This window comes from Caballeronia sp. INDeC2, from assembly GCF_023631325.1.
In the GTDB taxonomy this organism is placed as follows: domain Bacteria; phylum Pseudomonadota; class Gammaproteobacteria; order Burkholderiales; family Burkholderiaceae; genus Caballeronia.
Genome location: NZ_JALQDG010000026.1, coordinates 15,008 through 37,094, shown reverse-complemented (window position 1 = coordinate 37,094; position 22,087 = coordinate 15,008). Strand labels below are relative to the sequence as shown.

Below are 22,087 nucleotides of genomic sequence, written 5' to 3'. Positions count from 1 at the left end.
ACAGGGGCAGTGCTGATAGACCAAGAACAAAACGGGATCCGGCAAGATTCGAGCGCAAGCAAAAAAGCTATTCCGCTTCCTCGAGCGCCTCTTCCCTTGGATAGACCCTCACCAAAACAATCCTCGGTCCCTTCATCTTCTTGACGACGATATCGAACCGGTCGAAAGAAACCCTTTGCCCTTCAGAAGGCAAATCCCCGAGCGCATTGATCACAAGCCCGCCCACCGACTCCGCCCGCCCTTCGTCAATATCGATGCCGAGCGCCCGCTCGAGAGAAACCACCGGCAAGCTCCCCTTCCCCATCAACGTCCCATCGTCCATTCTCGACCAGTCCGCATCGCCTTGCCGAAACTCATCGTGAATCTGCCCGACGAGCGCGCCAAGCAGATTATCGAGCGTGATGAAGCCGATGGGCTTCGCCCCCTTACGCCCAACGATCGCAAGATGCGGCGCGCCCTTGCGAAAGCGTCGGAACAGTTCGAGCGCCGACAAATCCGGCGCGACGTATTGCACCGGCCGCACGTGCCGCGAAAGCTTGTCGATCTTCCCGGCCGCATCCTTCGAAAGACTGAAGTTGAAGCCACGCGAACCGCCATCGCCCGCAAGCAATAGATCCTTCAGATGGATCATGCCGATCACGCGCTCGCCCGAGGCATCGGCGAAAAGCGGATAGCGCGAAAACCGATGCCGCGAGATCACGGCGAGGTTATCGCGCATCGGCAAATCGTTGCGCAGCCCGACGAGTTCGTGCGCCGGACGCATCAGATCCGAGACCGTCATGCGGCTGAAATCGAGCGAATGCGCGATGGTGTTCCACTCGTCCTCGTTATACGAAGACGCGCCGCCATGACGCCGTCCGCGCAGGATCAGCTTGAGTTCGTCGGTGGAGTAATGGGCGTCGTGACCATGCTCGCCCGACATGCCGAAGAGCCGCAGCACGAAGTTCGCGCTCGTATTCAGCACCCATATGAACGGGTACATCAGCCAGTAGAAACCGTAAAGCGGCGTGGCAAGCCACAGGCCCACCTGTTCCGCGCGGCGAATGGCCCACGACTTCGGCGCAAGCTCGCCGACGACGATATGCAAGAACGAAATGACCGAGAACGCGAAGAAGAGCGAGATCGTCTCGATGAGCTTTTCCGATTCCACGCCGATCAGCGCGAAGATCGGATGCAGAAGCGTCGCGAACGCGGGCTCGCCGACCCAGCCGAGTCCGAGCGATGCCAGCGTGATACCGAGCTGACAGGCGGACAGATACGCGTCGAGTTGCCCGTGCACCTTCGCGAGCAGACGGCCGGGAAGGCCGTTCGTGCGCGCAATCGCCTTGACGCGCGTGGGCCGCAACTTGACGAGCCCGAACTCCGCCGCGACGAAGAAACCATTCAGCGCGACGAGCAACATTGCGCCGATCAGCGCGACAACCTGAGCCAAAGCAACTCTCTTCGAAAGTGGAAAGCGTCAGTATATGGGCGACAGCTGATCGAAAGTCAATTTACATCCCTGCGACGGGCACGCGCACCGATAACGTGACCTCGGCGTTGTCCGCGATATCGCTATGTTCGAATGCGCCGCCATGCGCCTCCGACACGCGTTTGCACAGCGCGAGTCCCCACGCGATGCGCCCGCCCTCGCGCGGCTCCAGCGCCTGCCGGCGTGCGAACGCTTCGAGCACATGCGGCGACGCCGGATCGCCGAGCGCCTGCGCCGACGCGTTGAAGCGCACGTCCGTGCGCCACATGCTGCCTTCGATATTGCTAGACGCGCGCACGGTCGCGCCGGACGGACTCGCTTCGGCCGCGAATGCAAGCATGAGCCAGAGCGTCTGCAACAGACGTTCGGCATCGCCTTCGAGCTGCTCTTCGGCAAGCGGCGAATCTATTTCGATCGTCACGCCGCGGGCGCGCGCCACGCTGGCACGCGCGAGCGCCGCGCTCTTCTCGAGCAACGGACGCAGCGCGACGGGCGCGAGCGCGACTTGCAATGCCTTGGTTTCGGCGCGCGTCGTATCGACCGATTGTTCGATCAGCTTCACCTGTTGCTCGACGCCCGAGCGAATGCCGGCGAGCGCGCGCTGCGCGGCGGGATCGTTGGCGTCGACCTTTCGTTCGAGCACGTACCCCCAGCTATGGATCGCGTTGAGCGGCCCGCGCAGATCGTGCGACACCACCGACAGCACATGATCGCGCATGAAGAGCGCGGCCTCGGCACGCAAATGCGCGACGCGATCTGCGACGCCATCTTCTTCATTCGACGCATTCGCCGACGACACGATCAGCGTCACGCAATCCGCACCCGGCAGCGCGATGATCGAAAAGGCGCGTGGCGCGTCGTCCTCGCCGAACGTCACGTGCGCGCGGCGCGTGCCGTTGCCCGCAAGCGCGGCATCGGCGGCTGCGGTGAGCGCGGCGGTGAGCGGACCGGGCAAGGGCGTGTCGGCGAGCAGGCGGCCGCTCAGCGTGGCAGGATCGAGATCGAAGAGATGAGTGAAGACGGCGTCGGCAGAGAGGCATCGCTGGGCGGCGTCGAGCACCAGCACGCCGTCGTTTCCTGCGACGGCCGCATCGAAAGTCTTGTCGCCTTCGGGCTCGACCGTACTGGAAAAAGACGTTGTCACGGTTATGGATCCTTGCGTGTATCGGTGTTGCGGTTGATGTCGCGAAAGCATCATGCGCTGCTGCTGCACTGCTCGTCCGGCATCAAGCATAGGCCGGCGGATGGAGCCCTGCAGATCATTATATGTGAGCGCCTACGGCGCATGCGGCAGGGGTGCGATGCGCTTTGCTCGGCGCCGCTGATAGCAATTCGCGTGCACGGTCGCGTACCGTCTCATCGCTCGCGCATGCATTGCTAGCGGAAATATCGCATTGCTATTAATTCGATTTCTGAGGCTTCGATATCAGCGTCGCTGCTTTTTTTATCGCGCTATGCTGTGACAAGCTAACCAATGTCAAGCAAAGCGTGAAGTCGATTTTATTTTTCTGTTGACAGTGATTTTGTCATGCGTTCCGCAAAGAATAACGCTCTTCTATATGGGGTAACGCTTTGCCCGGCACATGATCTCGTCGAGCGTCCATCTACTGTCCATGCCCACGCACGAGCCCTACCAGCAGTTCGTGCAAATTTCAATCGAACGATCGCACGCTGGAAGGAATCTTGCGTGTGCAAGCCCACTGATGAAAGCACTTTTCTCTTGTTAAATAGCTTCTTTCATACGCTTCGCGCCTTCTCCGGAAGCTATCGACCGTCCGGAAACGACGCATTCCGTGCAATTTCAAGTGCCCCGATGCCAGGCCAAGGCGCGGGCGCGCAAACCTCTTTGGCCCCGCGTCGCATTGACGACAAGTCGCACAGACGAAACTATTCGTTCGAAGCGCTGTCATGCAAAGGCCACCCGAAACGGTCGAGCCTGCAAGGTTCATAGCCTTGCGCCATAGTCATAAAACACGCTGCGCTCCAGCCGGGGAAAAACCGTTCAATGGCTTCATTTCGAAAGAACTTCACGATTCTGATGACGTTGCAGGTGTCCACCTACCTTGCACCGCTTTTGACGCTGCCCTGGCTCGCACGCGTCCTCGGTCCCGGCGGATATGGACGCCTTTCATTCGGCCTGGCCTTTATCGCCTACTTCATCTCGATCACGAATTACAGCTTCTCTCTGACCGCCACACCGAAGATCTCGATCAATCGCGACAGCCGCGAAGAGCGCTCGAAGATCTTCTGGGAAACCATCGTCACGCAGGCCGCGCTCGCATTCGCCGGACTGCTCGTCGTGATCGCGCTGACGTCCTTCATACCTTATCTGGAAGAGTATCGCGAGTTGCTGATCATCGGCTATGGCATGGCGATCGGTGCGATGCTGATTCCGACGTGGTATTTTCAGGGCATCGAAGATCTCGGCATGTTGAGCCTATTCGTATTCATCGGACGTGCGCTCAGCATTCCCGCGATGTATCTCTTCGTGCGCGAGCACGACGATGTCTACATCGCGATGGGCGTCAATGCACTCGTGCCGCTGTTATCGGGCATTGCGATCTGCACGTATCTATATTTCCGGCGCGAGCTCGACTTCGTGCGCGTGTCGTTCAAGACTATTCTCGTTCGCCTGAAGGACGGCTGGAGCGTGTTCATGGCGACCTCGGTCGTCGATATCTATGCATCGAGCAACATCGTGCTGCTTACGTTCATCTCGGGCAATGTCGCGGCCGGCTACTTCGCCGCGGGCGACAAGCTGATCCGCGCGGCGTTGAACATGCTCTCGCCGCTCAAGACCGCTGCGTATCCGCGCGTGAGCTTTCTCATGCATCACGCAAAGGACGATGCCTTCGCGTTCCTTCGCAAGATGTTCGTCGTGCAGGGCTTGATCGTGTCGTTGATCTCCGTCTGCATCTTCTTCGGCGCGCCGCTTGCAGTAAAACTCTTGTATGGACCGAAGTTCTTGCCTACCGTAGAGGTGTTGCGCTGGATGGCCTTCGTTCCGTTGATGGTTGGTCTGACGGATCTCTTCGGTGTTCAGACCATGCTTCCGCTCGGCATGAAGGCGCAGTTCAGCCGTGTGCTGATGGCGACCGCCGTGCTGAATTTCAGTTTGCTCGCCGTGCTTGCGAAGCTTTTCGGCGAACAGGGCGCGGCGGCTACGGTGTTGATCGTCGAGACGCTCGCGGCCGCAGCGATGTTCTTCACGCTGCATCTGCAAGGCGTGTCATTGCTCAAGCGTCCGATCAGCGAAGGCGCTGGTTCAGGAACCACCTGACACCCTATGCGGAAATGCGATGAAGTTAATCAGGAGCGGCGCATTGCTTATTCGCGCTCACGACAGTGCAAAATTGGCGTGTTATAAACGGTAACAAGTGATTCGACTTGGTAACGCATTTTTCAAACGAGTGGCTTTCACAAAGCACTGTTTAGTACTTCACGCGCCCATTAGACGCATTTGATTGCGCACTACTCCGAAAGTTGCATTTAAGTATGTGAGTCAACGAACCGACCCATGCAGTTCGAGCCTTTATCTTAATGGTCCAAACAGTGTTTAAATAAGCGAGCCTGCCGAATGGAAACGGAAGAAACGACAGTCGAGCACGTGCAAAAATTGGCGGATCAAGCCGAGAACCTGCGTATGCAATCGGTTGCGGTCCCGCTCAAGGATCTGCAAATCCTTCTACAGATATGCGAGACGGCGATTGCTCAGCAGAATGCCGCCGCCGCGAAATAGGCTTCAAGAATTCTAATCGACAGCACAGCAAAGCTGGCGTCGATCAAGTCCCGAGCACGGACCGAGGAAAGTGTTCAAGCCGGCAAGCAACGACCCGGCTTTGGAAGTTCAGACCTTTGCTGACCTATCGGCTTTACGCTCGCTGCGGGGCTGTATCACTGGCCTGAGTGCGATTTCATCGGCGAGACGCAAAACAATCTTCAAAGACCGACATCGGGGCGCCCATCCGGCCAAATTGACTGGTCCGGGATTTTGCGGCAGGTAAATCCAGGCTTGAATTCAGGCTTGATGGGGGTTCCGCGCATCCGTGCGCAAGGAACGCGTAATGCTATGCCGGATCTCGTGTGTATTTTTCGCGTGCGTATGACAACTCGCGATTAGTACGTCGACACGCAAATCCCGGCCTTCCATGTTCCTAAGGCGGCTTGAACGTCCGCCTTGGATGCGTTCGCCCCGAGCGAGTGTGTCGCGTCATTTTTCCATAACGATTAGGCCATTCCTTCTCATTGCGTATTGCCGCGGGTGTTCGGCGAGACGCCAATCGAAGAGTCGAATATGAAAGAGATCGTCCATATCACCGAGGCCTTCGGCGGCGGTGTGCTATCCATGCTGACCCAGCTTGCGAACCGCGCGGCGGCGGCCGGCGTCGGCGTAACGATCCTTCATTCCATCCGGCAGGAAACACCGAATAACTTCGCGAAGCTCTTCCATCCTGCGGTAAAGCTCACCTACGTCAGCATGTTCCGCGAAGTGAGCATGAAAAAAGACGTGGGCAGTTTGTGGAACCTCGTGCGCAAGCTGAAGGAATGCGATCCGTCGGTGATCCATCTGCATTCGTCGAAGGCGGGCGTTCTCGGACGCGCCGCCGCCCGCATCGCCGCGCCGCGTGCACGCGTGTTCTATTCGCCGCATGGACTCGCGTTCCTGCGCCGCGACGTGTCGCCCGCGAAGCAGTTCGCTTATCTGAGCTTCGAGCGCATCGCGGCGCGTCTGGGCGGCACTATCGTCGCATGTTCGAACAGCGAGCTCGCGGAGATCGAGACGAAGATGCGTACACGCCGCGCGCGCGTGATCGAGAACGGCGTGAACGTGCCGGAGATTCCGCCGCGTATCGACAAGAGCGCGAACGAAATCGTTATCGGCATGAGCGGGCGCGCGATGTTTCAAAAGAATCATGAAGCGTTCGTGAAGCTTGCGACGGAGTTGCACGATTCGTCCGTGCGCTTCCTGTGGATCGGCGGCAATGAAGAAGAGCTGCCCGCGGGCACGCCGAAGGGCGCCGTGTCGTGCAGCGGCTGGGTCGGGCGCGATCGTGCGCTCGAACTCACGTCCAAGCTCGATATCTATGTGCAGACATCCCGATGGGAAGGCATGCCGATCGCGCTCATCGAGGCGCAGGTCGCGGGCATTCCGGCCGTCGTGACCGATGTAGTCGGCAATCGCGATGTCGTTCAGCACGGCGTGACGGGTTTCGTCGCATCGAGTGAAGACGAGATGGCGAAGTACATCGCGATGTTGCGCGACGACTCGCTACTTCGCGCGCGCATGGGCGCCGCAGCGAGAACATCCGCAAGCAAGCGCTTTTCGATGGACGCGATCTTCCGTCAATGGCTTTCGATGTACGAGCTCGACACCGTGAAGCACGCGCGTGCGCCGCTCGGCGCCGATGAAATCGCCTATGAAACCAGCTCCGATTCACAGTTCTGACGCCCTGAATATGGACACATCCATCGCCAGCAACAAGCTCGTTTATAACGGCCGCTTCACGAGCCAGAAGACCACCGGCGTGCAACGCGTCGCGCGCGAACTCGTCGCCGCGCTCGTGCAGTTGCCGCAGGGCTCACATGTGACGCTCGCGGTGCCGCCGCAAAGCGGACTCGATCCCGTGCAAGGTGTCGAGACCGTCAAGCTCGGCTTCGGCAAAGGCGTCTTCTGGGAGCAGATCGTGCTGCCGCTCTTCGCGGGGCGCTCGCGTATCGTGAATCTTTCGAACTCGGGCTCCATCTTTCGCTCGAACCAGATCATCTATATGCACGATGCCGCGGTGTTCGATACGCCCGCGCACTTCTCGTGGAAATTTCGCACCTGGTATCACGTGATGTTCTGGATTCTCGCGCGCACGTCGAGCTGCGTGCTGACCAATTCGAAGTTCTCGCGCGACCGGCTCGCGCATCATGTCGGTGTGCCCGCCGAGCGCATCGGCGTGGTGCCGCTCGCGGCCGATCATCTCGACCACATCACGCCCGATGCATCCGTCATCGATGAACTGAAGCTCACGAACCGCCGCTACGTGCTCGCCGTGAGCAGCATGAATCCGACGAAGAACTTCAAGCGTCTCGTCGAAGCATTCATGCGTCTGAACGATCCGTCGATCGATCTCGTGATCGTGGGTATGAAGAATGCCGCGATCTTCGGCAAGGCGCACGATCTGTCGAGCGCGCCGAACATCAAGCAGGCGGGTTATGTCAGCGATGAAAAGCTGAGAGCGCTCTATCAGCGCGCCGCATGCTTTCTCTATCCTTCGATTTACGAAGGCTTCGGCATTCCGCCGCTGGAAGCGATGCGCAACGGCTGCCCCACGCTCGTCGGACGCGCAGCCGCTTTGCCGGAGACGTGCGGCGACGCATCGATCTATTGCGATCCGTATTCCGTCGACGATATTTCGAACAAGCTGCGCGAATTGCTCGCTTCGCCGGAATTGAGCGAAGACCTGAAACGCCGCGGCCTCGCGCATGCCGAGCGCTTCCGCTGGACGGAAAGCGCCCGTCTGCTCATGCAGTTCATCGACAAGCCGTGATAGCGAACGGCAACAAGGAGGATAGCTGGTGAGGTTGGGAATTTATTGCGACTCTGGTATCAACGGCGGTCACGAAAAGATGCTCAAACGGTTCATGCTCGCGCTCGTCGCGAGCACTCATGTCAAGACGTTGCATATCCTCGTGCCGACCGCGAACGAGCCGCTCTATCGCTATGTCAGCGATCTGGCGAACGCGCATCCGAAAGTGAAAGCGATCGGGCTTCCGCATACGGCCGAATCTATACGCGGCAATGTCTTCGCGCTGTGGCGCTCGGTCCGCGCAACCGCATCGAAATTGCGCGCGCTGCGGCTGAACAAGCTCGTCATCGCGCAGGGAACGATTGCTTCCGGACTTGCCGGACTCTTCGCCGCGCGTCGGGCGCGCACCACGGCGGTCAGCTATCTGCCGCTCGTCGATGAAGCGCCCGCGAACGCGGGCGGTCCCGGCAAGATCAAATGGTTCGTCAAGCGGGCGCTTTATCGCACGCCGCATGAATACGTCACCTTGAACGATCATTTGCGCGGCAAGCTGAAGGCTCTCGCGCCCAATGCGCGCGCGATGATCCTCGAAAATTATGTCGAGGATCGTTTCAGCCGCTCATCGCTCACGAAAGAAGCCGCGCGCGCCACGTTGGGCCTTCCCGACGACGGCACGACGATCGTCGCGCATGTCGGGCGGATCAACTTTCAGCAGAAGCGTCAGGACTTCCTGATACAGGCCATCGAGCGTCACGCCGATGCATTCGCACGTACGCTCGTGCTGATCGTCGGCGAAGGACCGGATGCGGCGCGCCTGCAAGACATGATCGACGCGAGTCCCGTGCTGTCCGCGCGCGTGCGCATGGTCGGGCCGCAGAACGACGTGCTGCCGTGGATCGTCGCAAGCGATGCGCTCGTGTTGCCGTCCGCTTATGAAGGCGTGCCGCTCGTGATGATCGAAGCGGTGCTCGCGCAGCGGCCGATCATCGTGTCGCGCGTGTCGGGACTCGATTCATATCTGCCCGATGCGCTGCTTTTCGAAGCGCATGACCACGATGCATTCGTCCAGCGCATCTTTGCTGCGCGCGATCTCCCGCTCGCCGCGCTGGCGCGGGAATTCAGGCGTCGCTTTTCGCGCGAAGCATTCGACGAGCAGGCGCAACACGTGTTGCTTCACGAGAGCGCCATGCGCGACACGAGCGCTCACAACGTGCTGATCGAATGACGGCACGCACTATCCCGAGGGCCGAACATCGATGCGAACTCTGGTGGCTGCCGTATCCCTCTTCGGTGCGCTGTGCTGCGCATCGGTGCTAATCTACGCGCGCAGCGGTGCATCCGACGCGTATCACAGCACGCACACGGCGAGCCCCAAAGGGCAAACCGCGAGCGCCGCTGCACCGAAAATCGCCTGCGGCAACGGATCGAAAGGCGTGTTTTACGGCATCGCGGGGCATCTGGAACATCATGGCGCATATGGCATGAGCGACTATGACTTGCAGATTTCACAGCTCCGCGATCTCGGCGTCACGATGTATGCGCAGGATGTATCGAGCGAGCAAAGCGCCCACATGGTCGCAAATTTCGCGCGGGCTGCGGCGAAGCAATGCATCGGCGTACTTGCGCTCGTCACGCCCTTCGAGCCTGAAAAGCGCGCGAACGAACAGGAAACCTTCGAGCGCGGCTATGCGCTCGGCAAGACGGCGGGCCGCGTGCTGAAAGGCCTCGTTACGTACTATCAGGTCGGCAACGAGTACGACAACTGGACGATACTCGGCTCGGACCGCAGTGGCGAACATCCGCAGGATTACGACAATGCGATGTTCATGAAAGCGCGCGGCTCGATCCTCGGTTTGATCAAAGGCATACGTGAGACGAATCCGGACGCGAAGATTCTGCTGACGTCGTTCAGCTGGCTGCATTACGGCTTCACCGACATGCTCTACGCGGGCACGCAACCCGACGGCACGCGCGGCCATCCGGTACCGCACTGGGACATCACCGCGTGGCATTGGTATTCGAACATGGGCTCGATCACGGCGGCGGGCGACAAAAAGGTCAACGTGCTCGAGCGTCTGCGCGACAGCTACGGCAAGCCCATCTGGATCACGGAATACGGCGTGCGGCCGACGCATGCAGATCCGGGCGGCTATCTCGTCGGCAAGGATGCGTTAAAGGGATTCGTGTCGCTCGCGAAGACTTACAACATACAGAACGTAACCTTGTACGAGCTCTATGACGATCAGCGCTTCGGCGGCGATGGCAACTACGGCGTGATCCACGACGACGGCAAGACGCGCAAATCGCGCTTCGATACCGTGCGCGATTTCATCAAGGCCAACCCGATGCCATGAGCGCGACGCTTTTCGATGCTACGAATGAAACATGAGCAAAACCGGCGATTATCGCGTGAAGCGGCAGGCTCGCAAGTGGCGTTCCCGACGTTCGAACGCTAATTACGTTCGCTACTTAACAGACGCGCGCAGTTTGCGACCGGAAGATAGCCTTGACGCTTTATTTTCCGGACTTATCGTATCGTTTGACAGCAAGCGATTCGTAACGGGATTCGCGAGTTTCATCCGCCGAATCCCGAGGCGCGATGCCGAGGCACGGAGCGTGCTTAAGGCTGTTATCGCACTCCGACGAGCCGACGTGCATCGTCATGCGTACTCGAAGCAATATCCGCTTCGCCCGCTTTTCAGAGCCTCTCGCGTCTTTAGCCTGGAAGTTCCGACGGCCACGCGCCGGATCAATAACACGTAAGACGTACCGCGGCATGCCGCGCGGGCTCTCTGTTTTCTCGCAGCCCGGGAAACAACGGTCAACTTATCGAACTGAGGACGGCGCCTTTGAACACCCTCTATGTGAACTCCGGATCTTCGCGCCCCGGCAAGGACGACGGTGAATTCACCGCGAGCGACATGCTCAAGCTCCTGCGCGATCACCTTGGCATCCTCTTCCTGTTCGTCGGGATCACGGCCGCGCTCGCAACCGCGTATGCGTTCCTTGCCAGGCCGATCTATTCTTCGGATGTGGTCGTGCGCGTGGATCCACCCGATCCGAACGCGCTCGGCATCGCGCCGCAGAATCAGATGCAGATGCAGCAGGCCCAGCCCACGGTCAATCAGCTCGCGCCCGCGGAAATCTCGGTGATGCAAAGCCGCTCGGTGCTCGAGCCCGTCGTGAAGCAGTTCCACTTCGACATCAAGGTCAAGCCGGACACGTTCCCCGTGCTCGGTCAAATCGCGGATATCTTTGCGAAGAAAGGCCATCTATCTCCCGCTTGGTTCGGTCTCGATTCGTATGGCTGGGGCGGTGAATCGCTGCAAATCGGCCGCCTCGACGTGCCGCCCTCGCTCGAAGACCAGAAGCTGGATCTCGTTCTGCTCGGCAACAACCAGTACGAGTTGCGCGACCCCGACGGCGCGATGCTCTTGCGCGGCACGATCGGCCGTCCGGCATCGGCGAACGGTGTGTCGATTCTCGTCAACGGCGCGCTCGGCCATCCGGGCGTGCACTTCGACGTGACGCGCCTCAATACGCTCGACGCCATCGCGCTCATGAAGAAGTCGATGAAGGTGGCCGAGTCCGCGAAAGACACGGGCGTCGTGCAAATCACCTTCAACGCCGACGATCCCGCCTTGACCGCCGATGTCGCCAACGCGCTCGGCCAGGCGTATCTGACCGCCGCGGTTCAGGCTCGCCAGGCGAACGACACGAAGACGCTCGAATTCATTCGCGGAGAATTGCCGCGACTCGAAGGCGATCTGCGGCGCGCGGAAGGCAACCTGAGCGCGTTCCGTTCGAAATCGCAGTCGGTGCAGCCGCTCAACGAAGCGCAGGCGTATCTGCAAGGCAGCATCGTGTCGATGCAACAACTGGCGACGCTTAAGCTGCAGCGCACGCAGGCCTTGCAACGCTTCCAGCCCAACAGCCCGCAGGTGGTCAATCTGAATCAGCAGATCGCCGAGCTCGAAGCATCGAACAAGCAGATTCAGCAGCGCTTCGACAGCATGCCCTCTTCCGAGCGCCAGAACGCGACGCTCACGCGTGACGCGCGCGTGGCCGAGACCATTTACATGGGCATGGTGAACAAGGCGCAAGAACTGTCCGTGCGGCGCGCGAGCACGAGCGGCGGCGCGCATATCGTCGATAACGCGCTGCGTCCTTATCGTCCGGTGAAACCGAACAAGCCGCTCGTGATCGCCGCGGGCACGGGCCTCGGGTTTTTCATCGGCACGTTCTTCATCTTCCTGCGCCGCCACGCGATGATCGGCGTGACCGATCCGATGTTCGTCGAGCGCCGTCTCTCGGTGCCCGTGCTGGGCGAAGTGCTGTACAGCCGGCAACAAGCGATGCTCGATCACGAGATCGCCGTGTCGCCGGTCGAGCATGCGCCGCTCACCTACTCCGGTACGCAGAACGGCGGTCCACCGAAGGCGCTGCCGCACATTCATCTGCCGGAGCACGACGCGTTCGCGATGCCGCATGTCGCCGATACGGATCGCGATGCCCGCGTGCTCGCCACGCGCTTCCCGCACGATCCGGCTGTCGAGGCGCTGCGCGCGGTGCGCACGGAGCTGTATCGCGATCTCGCGAATGCGCCGAACAACATCGTGATGCTGACGGGCCCGATTCCGTCGGCGGGCAAGAGCTTCGTCGCGGCGAATCTTTCGGTGCTGCTCGCGGAGATCGGGCTGCGCGTGCTGCTGATCGACGGCGACATGCGGCGCGGCCACATCGCTTCGTTCTTCAAGCAGTCGAATCCGGGCGGCCTCTCGGAAGTGCTCAAGGGCGAACTCGCGCTCGGCGATGCGATCCGCTATGTCGGCGTGCCGGGGCTGTCGTTCATGTCGTGCGGCGCCTATCCGGAGAATCCGTCCGAGCTGTTGATGATGCCGGGCTTTCGCAACATGCTCGCGCGCATGAGCGATCAGTTCGATCTCGTGATCCTCGATACGCCGCCGTTCCTCGTCGTCACCGATGCCGCGATCGTCGCGAGCGATGCGGGTTCGACGGTGCTCGTGTTGCGCTCGGGCATTCAGAGCGAGGAAGAGATCGAGGAAACCGTGAAGAAGGTGCAGCGTTCGGGCGGCAGGCTCGTCGGTTCGGTCTTCAACGCGATTCCGCGACGCCCGAGCAATCGCCGCAGTTATGGTTATGCCGCGGCGTATACGAGCACGTTCAAGTCGGCGCACTGATTGCGCGCGCATAATGAAAGGCGGCGGTTGAAGGCATTGCGCCGCGTGGTCGTCACGCGGCGCTTTACGTTGTACACAGGGTGAACCGCAAGAGAGACGCAGATGGGCGGACCTTTTTCGTTCAGGAACCGGCTCGTGCAATGCCCGCGCTGCCGCAGGCGGGTCGCCATGGGCCTGGACGTGTGTCCGCATTGTGATTTTCATCGGGTCCGCAAAGCGGAGCCGATACCCGCGCCGGTGCCGGAGCCCATTTGCGCGCCGAGCCTCGTAGTCGAGCAGGCACCGCTCGAAGACGCGGCACACATGCCTTCGCGTTCGATGCTCGTGTTCTTGCTGGCCATGCTGGCGACGTTTCGGCGACGCGCATGAACAACCAATAACGATCGATAGCCCGCTTTGAAGCGGGCTCATCCAACCTTAGACGATGAAAGAAAAAGCGGCGCTGACCGACCTCTACTACCGAATCTGGGCCTTCGCGATGCCGGTGACGTCGTTCCTCGTCATGCCATCGATTCAGGGCACGACGATCGGCTATCTGATGTGTTTCCTCTCCGTGCCGCTCGTGCTGCTGTTCGGCGGACGCGCTCGCAAGAGCTGGATGCACTTCGTGGGCGCGGCGATCGTCGTGTGGCTGCTGATGGTCTGCACGTCGCAACTCGCGGACGTGATGGCGCCCTTCGATCCCGACTTCAGCAAGATCGCGCTCGTTGACGATACCGATCCCTTCACGTTCATCATGCGCAAGAGCATGTTCACGCAGTCCATCTATGTGGCGGCGGTCGTGCTCTATGCGGCCTACGTGTATCACTACTACAAGCCGACGTGGGACCAGTGGATTCTCGCCGCCGTCACGCTGCTCGCGCTGTACGGCATGTTCGAAGTGGCCTATTACGTCCTCACGGGCCAGCCGGGCGACTTCATCTCGAACCGCGCGTTCGGCGATCAGTTCGGCAAGGGCATCGTGCGCTCGGACGGCACGGTGAACGGCAGTTCGTTTCAGCAGATCGACATCAAGGGCATTCCGATCCAGCGCCTGAAAGCGCTGACCGGCGAGCCGTCGATGTACGCGATGTCCATCTTCCCGTTCTGGGTCTACTTCAATGCGACCTCGCGCGTGCGCTGGCCCGTATGGGTCATCGGCCTGTCGCTGTTGATGACGACCTCGTCGACGGTGCTGATCGGCTATGCGGTCTACTCGATCATCCGCGTGCGCAAGCTCGGCATCAATCCGGTCAAGGCGCTGATCGGACTCTTCGCGCTCTGCGTGATCGCTTATCTCTTGCAGGATTACATCGCCGATCTCTTCAAGCAGATGGTGATGGACAAGCTCGAACAGAAAACCGAGTCGGGCTCGGACCGTTCGCTGATGTTCGTCGAATCGATGCGCTTGTGGTTCAATGCGGCGCCGCTCAATCAGATCTTCGGCATCGGCTTCGGCTATATCCGCTCGACCGATCTGTTCTCGACGCTGCTCGTCAATACCGGTATCGTCGGCACGATCTTCATCAGTACGCTGATGCTTTATCCGGCATTCAAGCTCGACTGGGATCCGCGCGGCATGGCGCTGCGCCAGTGCTGCGCCGCGACCTGGACGATGATGATGGTGTCCGTGCCCGAGTTCGCCTATCTCGCGCCCTGGACGCTGGTCGCGATGGCGTACGTGCGCGTGCGCGCGCTCAAGCTCGCGAGGCAGCAGATCGGCGACAAGGCGGCCGCGGCCGCGATGCAGGAGGTGCAGGACGGCGCATCGATCGGCACCGCGATCGGCAGGCACGTAAGGCCCGACATCGCCACTCGCATCGGCTCCCGCTTCGGGCCGCGCGGCCGTCATCTCTGAGCTCTGCACGCCGACTCGCTTCCCTGCGACGTTCTACAATGTCGGTTTCGACCACCGGCTCATCCATCGTCGATAGCCGGGCAACCAGGGAGCAACCATGTCGATTGTCACGACCGATTCCGGTCTCAAATACGAAGACGTCAATGTCGGCGAAGGCGCTGAAGCCGTCGCGGGCAAGACGGTCAGCGTCCACTATACGGGCTGGCTCACGGACGGCCAGAAATTCGATTCGAGCAAGGACCGCAACGATCCGTTCGCATTCGTGCTGGGCGGCGGCATGGTCATCAAGGGCTGGGACGAAGGCGTGCAGGGCATGAAGGTCGGCGGCGTGCGCCGTCTCACGATCCCGCCGCAACTCGGCTACGGCGCACGCGGCGCAGGCGGCGTAATTCCGCCGAACGCGACGCTCGTGTTCGAAGTGGAACTGCTGGACGTCTGAGCGATCACGGCATGAGCGCGCCGCTTCATCGTCCGGCCGTGTCGCTGCGCCGATATGCGGCGGCGCAAGCGTCGGACGTGCACGACTTTCATCAGATCGTGCTCGGTCTCGACGGGTCGATGGACATGGCCGTTAACGGCAACGGCGCGCGCATCGATTGCAGCGGCGCGTGGATCATCCCGGCGGGCGCGCGGCACGATTACTGGGCAGACGGCGACAATCGCCAGCTCGTGCTCGATCTGCCCGCCGCGTCGGTTGCGGTGCCCGAGCGCTACTTCGAGCGGGCGCGCGCGATCGCGATCGATCCGCGCGTGACGCAGGCGGTCGCCGATGTCGCCCGTCGTATGTCTCTCTCCGACCGCTTCGCATGGCAAGCCGCGGCGCATCTATGCGGCGCGCTGATGCACGACACCGACGATTCCATCGACATGATGCGCGGGCTCGATTTCGCGCGCATCGACAGATGGTTGCGTCTGCATCTATCGGAGCCGCTGCGCATCGCCGATCTCGCCGCGCATTGCGGCTTCGGCATGCGCCGATTTCATCAGCTCTTCAATGAAGCGTTTGGCGAGACGCCGCATCGCTATTTGCATCGGCTGCGGCTCGACACGGCGTTGACGTTGCTCGCCGACCCGCGCGTGACGCTTATCGATATCGCGCTCGATGTCGGGTTTGCCGATCAAAGCGCCTTTACGCACGCTTTTTCGAAGCGTTTCGGTATCTCGCCAGGGCAGTGGCGCAGTGGCAGTGGCGGATTCAGGTCGCCGCGCGGCGGTTAGGGCATGTGGATGTTGTCGCGACTTCGCCGGGTCCCGTTTTGTTTTTTGGTCTATTAGCACTGCCCCTCCCCGGGGCGGCCCTGATAAACCAATAACAAACCGCGATCCGGCAAGAACCTAACCCAGCCCACGCGCCAGATCGGCGCGAATATCCGCGGGATCTTCAAGGCCTACCGCAAGACGGATCAGACCTTCGCGTATGCCGGCGGCTTCACGCACCTCGGGTGCAAGACGTCCGTGCGTGGTCGTCGAAGGATGCGTAATCGTCGTACGCGTATCGCCGAGATTGCCGGTTATCGAACAAAGCTTCGTAGCGTCGATCACACGCCATGCATTCGCGCGCTGCTGCTCCTGCGTGTCGCCCTTCAATTCGAACGATACGATCGCGCCGCCCGCCTTCTGCTGCTTCTTCGCGATCGCATGTTGCGGATGCGATTCGAGCCCCGGATAGAACACGCGATTCACGCCTGGATGCGCTTCGAGCCAGCGCGCGGTGTCGAGCGCATTCGCCGACTGCTTCTCTACGCGAAGCGCGAGCGTCTCCATGCCCTTTAACAGCACCCATGCATTGAACGCGGACATCGTCGGACCGGCGCTGCGCACGAACGGAAAGACCGTCTCCATGATGAAGCGCTTCGAGCCGACGAGCGCGCCGCCGAGCACGCGGCCCTGACCATCCAGAAACTTCGTGGCCGAATGCATCACGACATCCGCGCCGAGTTTCAGCGGCTGTTGCAAGGCGGGACTGCAAAAGCAGTTATCGACCACGAAAAGTGCGCCGTTATGCTTCGCAATCCTGCCGATCGCCTCGATGTCCGCGATCTCCGTCAGCGGATTCGACGGCGTCTCCAGAAAGAACATCTTCGTCTCGGGTTTCACGGCCGCCTGCCATTCGTCGGGCTTCGTCGGATCGACGAACGTCGTCGTGATGCCGAACTTCGGGAAGATCTGCGTGAACATGCCGATCGTCGAGCCGAACAGGCTCTTCGAACTGACGATGTGATCGCCCTGCTGCATCGACGCCATCACGACCGACAATATCGCCGACATGCCCGATGCCGTCGCCATGCAGGCTTCGCCGCCTTCGAGCGCGGCGAGGCGGTTCTGGAACATCGTGACGGTCGGATTGGTGAAGCGCGAATAGGTGTACGCTTCTTCGGCATTCTTGAAGCGCTCGGCCGCTTCGGCCGCGCTCGAAAAGCAGAAGCTCGACGTGAGAAAAAGCGCCTCGGCATGCTCGTTGAATTCGCTGCGCAAGGTGCCGGCGCGCACGGCGAGCGTATCGAAGTTCAGGTTGTCGTCCATGTTTTTTTCCCTTGTTTCAAAGCTCTCGACGCAAAAAAGCCCGCTTGGTCCTTGCAGACGAAGCGGGCTCTTGTGAAGCGCCGAAGCGTTACTCGACCGATAGTTGCAAATGCAACTGTGAGCGCGTCATGCCGCCCTCTTGCGCTTCGCTCGCCGCGTCGCGATCCGACTGCGATTGCGGCGCAAGACGCGCGGTTTCGATGCGATCAAGGTAATCCGTCGTCACGTCGCCGGTGATGTAGTTGCCGTCGAAGCACGATGCTTCGAATTCCTTCAGCGCCGGGTTGATGTCGCGGATCGCGTTCTTCAGGTCTTCCACGTCCTGATACACAAGATAATCCGCGCCGATCATGCGCGCGACCTCGTCGTCGCTGCGGCCGTGCGCGACGAGTTCGCCGCGCGTCGGCATGTCGATGCCGTACACGTTCGGGAACTTCACCGGCGGCGCGGCGGACGCGAAGATCACCTTGTTCGCGCCGGCATCGCGGGCCATCTGCACGATTTCATGCGAGGTCGTGCCGCGCACGATGGAATCGTCGACGATCAGCACGTTCTTGCCCTTGAACTCGATGCCCATCGCGTTCAGCTTCTGGCGCACCGACTTCTTGCGCACCGCCTGGCCCGGCATGATGAAGGTGCGGCCCACGTAACGGTTCTTGAAGAAGCCCTCGCGATATTCGACGCCGAGCTTCGCGGCCACTTGCATCGCGGCGGGGCGCGAGGAATCGGGAATCGGCATCACGACATCGATCGGCACATCGGGCAGCACGCGCTTGATCTTCTCGGCGAGGTAATCGCCCATGCGCAGACGCGCGTTGTAGACGGGCACGCCATCGAGGCACGAGTCCGGACGCGCGAGATACACGAGTTCGAAAATGCACGGGTTGAGCTCGGGCTTCTCGGCGCATTGATGGTTGTGCAGATTGCCTTCGGCGTCGATGAAGATCGCTTCGCCCGGCTCGACGTCGCGCACGAATTCGAAGCCGATGCCTTCGATCGCCACCGACTCCGACGCGACCATCCACTCGACGCCCGTCGCCGTTTCCAGCTTGCCCAGCACGAGCGGACGAATGCCGAACGGATCGCGGAATGCCACGAGCCCATAGCCCGCGATCAGCGACACGATCGCATACGAACCTTTCACGCGGCGATGCACGCCCGCGACGGCCTTCCACAGCGCGGCGGCGTCGAGCTGAAGGCCCGAGCTCGCGAGCTGCAGTTCGTGCGCGAACACGTTGAGGAGCACTTCGGTGTCGGATGCGGTGTTGATGTGCCGGCGGTCGATGCGGAACATCTCGTCCTTCAGCTGCATCCAGTTCGTGAGGTTGCCGTTATGCGCGAGGATGATGCCGAACGGCGCGTTCACGTAGAACGGCTGCGCCTCTTCCTCGCTCGACGCCGAACCGGCGGTCGGATAACGCACCTGGCCGATGCCGACGTTGCCCGGCAGGCTGCGCATGTTGCGCGTGCGGAACACGTCGCGCACCATGCCGTTGGCCTTATGCATGTGGAAGTTGTTGCCGTTCGCCGTGGCGATGCCCGCCGCGTCCTGTCCGCGATGCTGGAGCAGGAGCAGGCTGTCATAGATCAGCTGATTGACGGGAGTCTGGGAAACTACACCTACGATGCCGCACATGGCATGGTCCTTCAAAGAGTCGAAACGGGTAGACAAGGCGTTGCCCGGATCTCATCGACGCTTCTCTCGAAAATCTGGCCGAAGGAGGCCGGGCCGAAGCGTCATCGAGCCGTCGCGCGTTCCTCGTGTAGCGGGCCTTGCGTCTATTGTGCGGCGTTTGGCGCCAGGCCGCTCGGTTCGGGAGCGACGTGCACATACGCGGCGAGCGTATCGGGAAGCAGCGGTTTCAATTCGCGCACACCTTGCTCGGCCATCGGCCGCAGCAGCGCGTTGCGCCAAAAATCCTTTTCCGGCAGTTCGGTCAAGCCAGCCAGGGCGACCAGAACCACTACCAATATAGCCCCTCTCACGAGGCCGAACAGCAAGCCCAACGAGCGATCGACGCCGCGCAGGCCGGTCACTTCCGTAATGCGCGTCAAGAGCGCCGACAGCACGCTCGACAAGAGCAGCACCGCCGCGACCAGCAGCAGGAACGCCACGAGCCATTGCGTGAGCGCGCCGCCGGGCCATGTCGACGGAATGTACGGCACGACGAGCCCGACGAAGCGCCCGGCGATCAGGATGGCGGCAACCCAGCCGACCAGACCGAAGGCCTCGGCCAACAGGCCGCGCCACATCCCGCGCAGCGCGGACAGGCCGATGACAGCCATCACGCCGTAGTCGAATGCGGTGAACATCGAATCCGCTCAGTTCGATGCCCGGGTGCCGCCGCCCAGGCCGGCCTGGCGCACCTTCACGAGCGCCGCCTGCGCCGAAGCGCGATCGGGGAACGGGCCCGCGCGCAACAGCGACTTGGTCGCGCCATCCGACTGCTTGCGATGTTCGAGATATGCGGGCACACCCGCGGACTTCAACTTGTTGACCCAGTTTTGCGCGGCGGTTTCGTCGTCGAACTGGCCGATTTGCAGCACGAAACGGCTGCCCGCGGGCGACGACGGCGTGTTCGCCGCGCCTGCGGCGGCATTGGCTTCATCGGATGCTTCCGCGGGCTGCTTCGCGTTCTGGCTTGCGGCGCCGGCGGGCTTCGACGGTTTCGCGTCGGCCTTCGTCTCTGGTTTGGCTTGTTCCTTCGGTTCGGGCTTCGCTTGTGCCGTCGCGGTCGGCGCGGCGGCCTGCGGCTGCGTCACGCCAGCGGACACGCTGCTCGAAGCGCCCGACGGCGCGTCGTGCGCGACGCCGGCTTGCGTGTCCGCGTCGGTCGCGTCGCGGGACTGCTTCGCGGCAGGCGCCGGGCGATTGGGAATGTCGATGGAAATGTCGTCGGTGACGGGCTTCGGACGCGAATCCAGCACCATCGGCAGGACGATGACGGCGGCCAGCACCAGCGCAATCGCGCCAACGAGTCTGCGGCGCGCGCGTTGTTTCTCGGGCAAGGTGGGATCGAGCATCATCGCGTCGGCGTCGGTGCGCTCCGAACGGCGCGTGCGGCGTTCGGTGCGGACGGTGTGACGCGAGCCGCGAGAGGAATCGGAATATGCGTCGCGACCGGAGTCGTCTTTCTTGCCGAACGAAAAGAGTCCCATGTATCGCTTGGTGCCGACGGAGGACCGTCTGGATGATGCTGCTAGTTATGCTGCGTTCGACGGTAGGCCATGACGCCGGCCACCGTGTAGAAACTGCCAAAAACTAAAATTCTATCATTTTCGGACGCCCGCCTTAACGCATCTTGAAAAGCTGCCGCCGGGGTGTCAAAGCGTGAAACGCTGCTGTCGGGGCCGTCGTTGACACCGGCGTCGCGCAGTGCGTGCTCTAGATGTTCCGCCGACGCGGCGCGCGGAGTCGGCAGCGCGGTGAGGTTCCAGTGATCGATCTCGCCCTTCAACTGCTTCACGACGCCCTCGATGTCCTTGTCGCCCATCACGCCGAACACCCCGTAAGTGTACGGAAAATAGCCCATATTGCCGAGATTCTGCGACAAAACGGCGGCAGCGTGCGGATTATGCGCAACGTCGAGAATGACCTGCGGCTTGCCCGGTAGCACCTGGAAGCGGCCCGGCAGTTCGACATTGGCGAGCCCGAGGCGAATGTCCTGCGCCGACACAGGCAAGCGCGCGCGCAACGATTCGAGCGCAGCCAGTGCCGCCGCCGTGTTGATCAGCTGATTCGCGCCGCGCAGCGCGGGATACGCGAGCGCCGGTCGTCGCTGTTCGCGGCCGATATAGCTCCATTGCTGGCGCTCGTTGCCCGGCTGCGCTTCGTATCGGAAATCGCGTCCGACGAGCCACAGGTCCGCGCCGATCATCTGCGCATGATCGATCAGGCTTTGCGGCGGCGACGGGTCGCCGCATACGGCGGGCTTTCCCGGCCGGAATATGCCCGCCTTCTCGAAGCCGATCTTCTCGCGCGTGTCGCCGAGATAATCGGTATGGTCGATGTCGATGCTCGTAATCACCGCGCAATCCGTATCGACGATGTTCACCGCGTCCAGACGCCCGCCCAGCCCGACTTCCAGAATCACCGCGTCGAGCCCGCGCGAAGCGAACAGATGCAGGATCGCGAGCGTCGTGAATTCGAAATAGGTCAGCGAAACCGGCTCGGGCAGGCTCGCGCGCGCCTTTTCCACCGCTTCGAAATGTTCGAGCAGATCGGCGTCGCTCGCCTCGGCGCCGTCGATGCGCGCACGCTCGTTGAACGAGAGCAGATGCGGCGAGGTATGGCAGCCGACGCGATAACCCGCGCGCAGCAGGATCGTTTCGAGGATCGCGCACGTCGAGCCCTTGCCGTTCGTACCGCCGACGGTGATGACCGGGCAGTCGAAATGCAGGCCGAGCGCGTCCTTCACCTTGCCGATGCGCGTCAAGCCCATGTCGATGCCGACCGGATGCGCCGCTTCCAGATGGGCCAGCCAGGCGTCGAGGGTGGGGAAAGTGTTCATTTTCGGGATCGGGAAAAGCAAAACGCCGC

Annotated in this window: 17 protein-coding genes; 10 read left to right on the top strand and 7 right to left on the bottom strand. The window is 61.4% G+C overall.

Annotated elements, in window-relative coordinates:
• Window positions 1-67: 67 nt before the first annotated feature.
• Both NCS28_RS14895 and NCS28_RS14890 read right to left on the bottom strand, forming a co-directional pair.
• Complete coding sequence (locus NCS28_RS14895) at window positions 68-1,432, bottom strand: hemolysin family protein (protein ID WP_250514533.1); 1,365 nt, start codon at window positions 1,430-1,432, stop codon at window positions 68-70.
• 61 nt (window positions 1,433-1,493) lie between these two features.
• Window positions 1,494-2,615, bottom strand: coding sequence for a sensor histidine kinase (locus NCS28_RS14890; RefSeq protein ID WP_350029789.1), 1,122 nt, complete (start codon window positions 2,613-2,615; stop codon window positions 1,494-1,496).
• Window positions 2,616-3,476: 861 nt separating this feature from the next.
• Between NCS28_RS14890 and NCS28_RS14885 the strand changes: the two genes are divergently transcribed.
• The 10 genes from NCS28_RS14885 (at window position 3,477) to NCS28_RS14840 (ending at window position 16,242) form a co-directional block, all read left to right on the top strand.
• Window positions 3,477-4,751: a flippase gene (locus tag NCS28_RS14885; RefSeq protein WP_250514532.1), complete on the top strand. Its 1,275-nt coding sequence runs from the start codon at window positions 3,477-3,479 to the stop codon at window positions 4,749-4,751.
• A gap of 297 nt (window positions 4,752-5,048) precedes the next feature.
• Window positions 5,049-5,210: a hypothetical protein gene (locus NCS28_RS14880; protein WP_250514531.1), complete on the top strand. Its 162-nt coding sequence runs from the start codon at window positions 5,049-5,051 to the stop codon at window positions 5,208-5,210.
• 555 nt (window positions 5,211-5,765) lie between these two features.
• Complete coding sequence (locus NCS28_RS14875; RefSeq protein ID WP_250514530.1) at window positions 5,766-6,917, top strand: glycosyltransferase; 1,152 nt, start codon at window positions 5,766-5,768, stop codon at window positions 6,915-6,917.
• A gap of 10 nt (window positions 6,918-6,927) precedes the next feature.
• Complete coding sequence (locus tag NCS28_RS14870; RefSeq protein WP_250514529.1) at window positions 6,928-8,007, top strand: glycosyltransferase family 4 protein; 1,080 nt, start codon at window positions 6,928-6,930, stop codon at window positions 8,005-8,007.
• 79 nt (window positions 8,008-8,086) lie between these two features.
• Complete coding sequence (locus NCS28_RS14865) at window positions 8,087-9,211, top strand: glycosyltransferase (RefSeq protein ID WP_250514528.1); 1,125 nt, start codon at window positions 8,087-8,089, stop codon at window positions 9,209-9,211.
• Between the two features lie 43 nt (window positions 9,212-9,254).
• Window positions 9,255-10,340 (top strand): glycosyl hydrolase, encoded by a 1,086-nt coding sequence (locus tag NCS28_RS14860; protein ID WP_250514527.1) that lies wholly within the window; start codon window positions 9,255-9,257, stop codon window positions 10,338-10,340.
• A gap of 495 nt (window positions 10,341-10,835) precedes the next feature.
• On the top strand, window positions 10,836-13,187 hold the full coding sequence (locus NCS28_RS14855) for a polysaccharide biosynthesis tyrosine autokinase (RefSeq protein ID WP_250514526.1): 2,352 nt from the start codon (window positions 10,836-10,838) through the stop codon (window positions 13,185-13,187).
• A gap of 424 nt (window positions 13,188-13,611) precedes the next feature.
• Window positions 13,612-15,024, top strand: a complete 1,413-nt coding sequence (locus NCS28_RS14850) for a hypothetical protein (RefSeq protein ID WP_250514525.1) — start codon at window positions 13,612-13,614, stop codon at window positions 15,022-15,024.
• A gap of 97 nt (window positions 15,025-15,121) precedes the next feature.
• On the top strand, window positions 15,122-15,463 hold the full coding sequence (locus NCS28_RS14845) for an FKBP-type peptidyl-prolyl cis-trans isomerase (RefSeq protein WP_061137610.1): 342 nt from the start codon (window positions 15,122-15,124) through the stop codon (window positions 15,461-15,463).
• Between the two features lie 11 nt (window positions 15,464-15,474).
• Complete coding sequence (locus NCS28_RS14840; RefSeq protein WP_250514524.1) at window positions 15,475-16,242, top strand: helix-turn-helix transcriptional regulator; 768 nt, start codon at window positions 15,475-15,477, stop codon at window positions 16,240-16,242.
• Between the two features lie 117 nt (window positions 16,243-16,359).
• Here NCS28_RS14840 and NCS28_RS14835 read toward each other — a convergent pair whose 3' ends face one another.
• The 5 genes from NCS28_RS14835 to folC all read right to left on the bottom strand — a co-directional run bounded on the left by NCS28_RS14835 (window position 16,360) and on the right by folC (window position 22,058).
• Window positions 16,360-17,547 (bottom strand): O-succinylhomoserine sulfhydrylase, encoded by a 1,188-nt coding sequence (locus NCS28_RS14835; protein ID WP_250514523.1) that lies wholly within the window; start codon window positions 17,545-17,547, stop codon window positions 16,360-16,362.
• 88 nt (window positions 17,548-17,635) lie between these two features.
• Entirely contained in the window at window positions 17,636-19,183 is a 1,548-nt protein-coding gene (purF, locus tag NCS28_RS14830) for an amidophosphoribosyltransferase (protein ID WP_250514522.1), read from the bottom strand.
• Between the two features lie 143 nt (window positions 19,184-19,326).
• Window positions 19,327-19,860, bottom strand: a complete 534-nt coding sequence (locus NCS28_RS14825; protein ID WP_250514521.1) for a CvpA family protein — start codon at window positions 19,858-19,860, stop codon at window positions 19,327-19,329.
• A 9-nt stretch (window positions 19,861-19,869) separates the two neighbouring features.
• Window positions 19,870-20,706, bottom strand: a complete 837-nt coding sequence (locus NCS28_RS14820; protein ID WP_250514520.1) for an SPOR domain-containing protein — start codon at window positions 20,704-20,706, stop codon at window positions 19,870-19,872.
• Window positions 20,707-20,747: 41 nt separating this feature from the next.
• A complete protein-coding gene (gene folC, locus NCS28_RS14815; RefSeq protein WP_250514519.1) occupies window positions 20,748-22,058 on the bottom strand; it encodes a bifunctional tetrahydrofolate synthase/dihydrofolate synthase in 1,311 nt (436 codons plus the stop codon).
• Window positions 22,059-22,087 lie beyond the last annotated feature (29 nt).